The organism is Streptomyces recifensis, from assembly GCF_002154615.1.
GTDB lineage: Bacteria > Actinomycetota > Actinomycetes > Streptomycetales > Streptomycetaceae > Streptomyces > Streptomyces griseoluteus.
The window spans coordinates 1-3,707 of sequence record NZ_MUNH01000501.1; the positions used below are offsets into that span (position 1 = coordinate 1).

At 72.9% G+C, this 3,707-nt stretch carries 4 protein-coding genes and 1 pseudogene; 4 read left to right on the top strand and 1 reads right to left on the bottom strand.

Going from position 1 to position 3,707, the window contains the following annotated elements:
* The 4 genes from CCN33_RS24060 to CCN33_RS24075 all read left to right on the top strand — a co-directional run.
* On the top strand, positions 1–310 hold a 310-nt coding region (locus CCN33_RS24060; protein ID WP_341866591.1), incomplete at its 5' end, for an urease accessory UreF family protein.
* A 31-nt stretch (positions 311–341) separates the two neighbouring features.
* Positions 342–1,019, top strand: coding sequence for an urease accessory protein UreG (ureG, locus tag CCN33_RS24065; protein WP_086695589.1), 678 nt, complete (start codon positions 342–344; stop codon positions 1,017–1,019).
* Complete coding sequence (locus CCN33_RS24070; RefSeq protein WP_086695591.1) at positions 1,016–1,786, top strand: urease accessory protein UreD; 771 nt, start codon at positions 1,016–1,018, stop codon at positions 1,784–1,786. Before ureG ends, CCN33_RS24070 begins: the two co-directional genes overlap by 4 nt.
* Positions 1,787–1,900: 114 nt before the next feature.
* The gene (locus CCN33_RS24075) at positions 1,901–3,496 is read left to right on the top strand and encodes an alpha/beta hydrolase (RefSeq protein ID WP_086695590.1); all 1,596 of its coding nucleotides are present in this window, start codon (positions 1,901–1,903) and stop codon (positions 3,494–3,496) included.
* A gap of 66 nt (positions 3,497–3,562) precedes the next feature.
* Here the strand turns inward: CCN33_RS24075 and CCN33_RS33235 are convergent.
* Positions 3,563–3,707 (bottom strand): annotated as a pseudogene (locus tag CCN33_RS33235) (1-acyl-sn-glycerol-3-phosphate acyltransferase); the annotation flags it as partial.

Consider the following 3,707-nt stretch of genomic DNA (forward strand, 5'->3'; position numbering starts at 1 on the left):
CGTCCAGGGGCTCCAGACCGCCCGCGCGGCCGGTCTGGAGCCCCTGGACGCCGCCTACTGCGCGCTGTACGAGAGCGTGAGCGGCCCCGCGACCGCCACCGTACGGTTGCTCAGCCTCGACCCGTTCGACGCCACCGGCGTCCTCGCCCGGCTGGCACCGGAGCTGGACCGGGTGGCGGACCGTGCCGTGGAGTCCGCCCGGCGCGCACTGACCGAGGGAGTGGACGCCCTGCCCGCCGCGTCCGCACCCCTGCTGGAGATCGGCGCACAGGCGCACGCCGCCTGGCCGGTCCGCCTCTTCGCCTCCTAGAGGCCCCGACGAACCGCACTTGGAGCCGCACATGCATCTCGACCACACCCACACCGGCCCGGAGGCCGTCAGCGCCGACGCGCACCGCTCCGACGGCAAGCGGCGCGCCCTGCGCATCGGGCTCGGCGGCCCGGTGGGCTCGGGGAAGACCGCGACCGTCGCCGCGCTGTGCCGGGCGCTGCGCGACGAGCTCTCCCTCGCCGTCGTCACCAACGACATCTACACCCGCGAGGACGCCGAATTCCTGCTCCGCGAGGCCGTGCTGCCGCCCGAGCGGATCACGGCCGTGGAGACCGGCGCCTGCCCCCACACCGCGATCCGCGACGACATCTCCGCCAACCTCGAAGCGGTGGAGGATCTGGAGGGCGCCGTCGGCCCGCTCGACCTGATCCTGGTGGAGTCCGGTGGTGACAACCTCACCGCGACCTTCTCCAAGGGCCTGGTGGACGCCCAGATCTTCGTGATCGACGTGGCCGGCGGCGACGACATCCCGCGCAAGGGCGGCCCCGGCGTCACCACCGCCGACCTGCTCGTGGTCAACAAGACCGACCTCGCCCCCTACGTCGGCTCCGACCTCGCCCGGATGGCCGCCGACGCCAAGGCGCAGCGGGCCGAACTCCCCGTGGTGTTCCAGACCTTGCGCGTCGAGAACGGGGTCGGCGAGGTGGCCGGCTGGGTGCGCGAGCGGCTCGCCGCGTGGACGGCGTGACCGCGGCCGGCGTCACCGCCCGCGCCCGGATCGAGGCCCGCGCCGACGGCCGGGGCGGCACCGTGCTTCCGGTGCTGGAGGGCGAGGGCCCGCTGGCCCCCCGCCGCACCCGTGCGCACGGCACCGAAGCCCGCGTCCTGCTGGTCGGCGCGATGAGCGGCCCGCTCGGCGGCGACCGCTTCGCCGTCGAGGCCGGCGTGGGGGAGGGCGCCCGGCTGCACCTCGGCTCGGCCGCCGCCACCCTCGCGCTGCCCGGCCAGGCCAAGGGCGAGGCCCGCTACGACGTACGGCTCGACGTGGCCGCCGGGGGAGAGCTGTACTGGCTGCCCGAGCAGCTCATCTCGGCGCGGGGCAGCGATCTGCACGTCACCACCCGAGCCGAACTGGCGCCCGGCGCCCGGCTGGTGCTGCGAGAAGAGCAGGTGCTCGGGCGGGCCGGGGAGGAGCCGGGCCGGCTCACCAGCAGGCTCACGGTGCGCCTCGCGGGCGCCACGCTGCTCGACCAGGAGCTGTCCTGCGGCCCCGGAGCACCGGGCGGCTGGGACGGCCCTGCCGTGCTCGGGGGACACCGTGCGGTCGGGCAACTGGTCCTTGCGGGAACCGAATTGCTGACGAACCCGGCTGAGGCCCGGATGCTGGGGGAGGGCACCGCCCTGATGCCGCTCGCCGGTCACGCGGTCCTCGTCAGTGCCGTGGCGCCCGACGCGCTCGCCCTGCGGCGCCGTCTCGACGAGGCGTTGGCGCTACTGACCGCCGATCGGAAATGACCATCCGTTTATCGGATTGGTAAAGAAGGTCGGTCAACCCTGTTCTCCGACGGCTCACAGCCGAGAGGATTCCCCGCCTGACTATTCGCAGTGAAGTCACGGGGAGGGGACCCCTTGAGGGAGAACAAGCCGAAGAGCCGTCTGCTGGCGCTGAGTTCGGCCGGCGCGCTCGTCACCGCCACGCTGATAGCCGGCGCGGTGACCGCGCCCGCGGCCAGCGCCGACAGCGGCCGGGGCCAGGACCGCGAGGCCCTCGGCGCCGCCACGGCCGCCGCGCGCGCCGCCAAGGCCGGCATCGACTGGCAGGACTGCCCCGCCGACTGGGGGCTGGAGAAGCCCATCCAGTGCGGCTGGGTCTCCGTGCCGCTGGACTACGCCAAGCCGGACGGCAAGCAGATCAAGCTCGCCGTCGACCGCATCGGCAACACCGGGACCAAGCAGGAGCGCCAGGGCGCCCTCATCTACAACCCCGGCGGCCCCGGTGGCTCCGGCCTGCGCTTCCCGCGCCGGGTCACCACCAAGAACGCGCTGTGGACCAACACCGCCAAGGCGTACGACTTCGTGGGCTTCGACCCGCGCGGCGTCGGCCACTCCGCCCCCATCTCCTGCATCGACCCGCAGGAGTTCGTCAAGGCGCCCAAGGCCGACCCGGTGCCCCGCGACGAGGCCGACAAGCTCGCCCAGCGCAAGCTCGCCCGCGAGTACGCCGAGGGCTGCGCCGAGCACAGCGGCGCGATGCTGCCGCACATGACCACGCCGAACACCGCCCGCGACCTGGACGTCATCCGGGCCGCGCTCGGCGAGAAGAAGCTCAACTACCTGGGCGTCTCCTACGGCACCTACCTCGGCGCCGTCTACGGCACGCTCTTCCCGGGCCACATCCGCCGGATGATCGTGGACAGCGTCGTCGACCCGGCGCGCGAGAACATCTGGTACGAGGCCAACCTCAACCAGGACATCGCCTTCGAGCGCCGCTGGAAGGACTGGCAGTACTGGGTCGCCGCGAACGACGCCGCCTTCCACCTCGGCACCACCCGCGCCGCCGTGCAGGAGCAGTGGCTCAAGCTGCGCGCCGCCGCCGCGAAGAGCCCGCTCGGCGGAGTCGTCGGCCCGGCCGAGCTGATCTCCTTCTTCCAGAGCGCCCCGTACTACGACTCCTCGTGGGTGCCGGTCGCCACGGTGTTCAGCAAGTACGTCGCCGGTGACACCCAGGCGCTCGTGGACGCGGCCGCGCCCGACCTGTCGGACACCGCGGGCAACATCTCCGCGGAGAACGGCAACGCGGTCTACACCGCCGTCGAGTGCGCCGACGCCAAGTGGCCCACGAGCTGGCAGACCTGGGACCGGGACAACACCCGGCTCAACAAGGACTACCCGTTCATGACCTGGGCGAACGCCTGGATGAACCTGCCCTGTGCCACCTGGCCGGCCAAGCAGCAGAACCCGGTCGAGGTCGGCACCCACAAGGGTCTGCCGCCCGTGCTGATCGTGCAGTCCACGCGGGACGCGGCCACTCCCTACGAGGGCGCCGTCTCGCTGCACCAGCGCTTCAAGGGCTCGCGTCTGATCACCGAGGAGGGCGCCGGCTCCCACGGCGTCACCGGCCTGGTCAACCCGTGCGTCAACGAGCGGGTCGACGCCTACCTGCTGACCGGTGAGCTGGACAGCTCCGACGTCACCTGCGCACCGCACGCCACGCCCAAGCCGTAACGGTTCCGAGCGTCGAGGAAGGGGCGGCCGGAGATCTCCGGCCGCCCCTTCCGGCGTTCCCGCGACTCAGTGCCGCCGGGCGAACCGGCGGGTCTTCGCCGCCTCCGCCTCGGCCTTCACCTCGGCGGCGTAGCGGTCCACGTATTCCTGGCCCGACAGCTCCAGCACGGCGTACATGATCTCGTCGGTGACGGCCCGCAGGACCGCCTTC

Bases quoted from the DNA above. Each gene is read 5' to 3' on its own strand.
- ureG (WP_086695589.1), top strand. From the start codon at position 342: ATGCATCTCGACCACACCCACACCGGCCCGGAGGCCGTCAGCGCCGAC.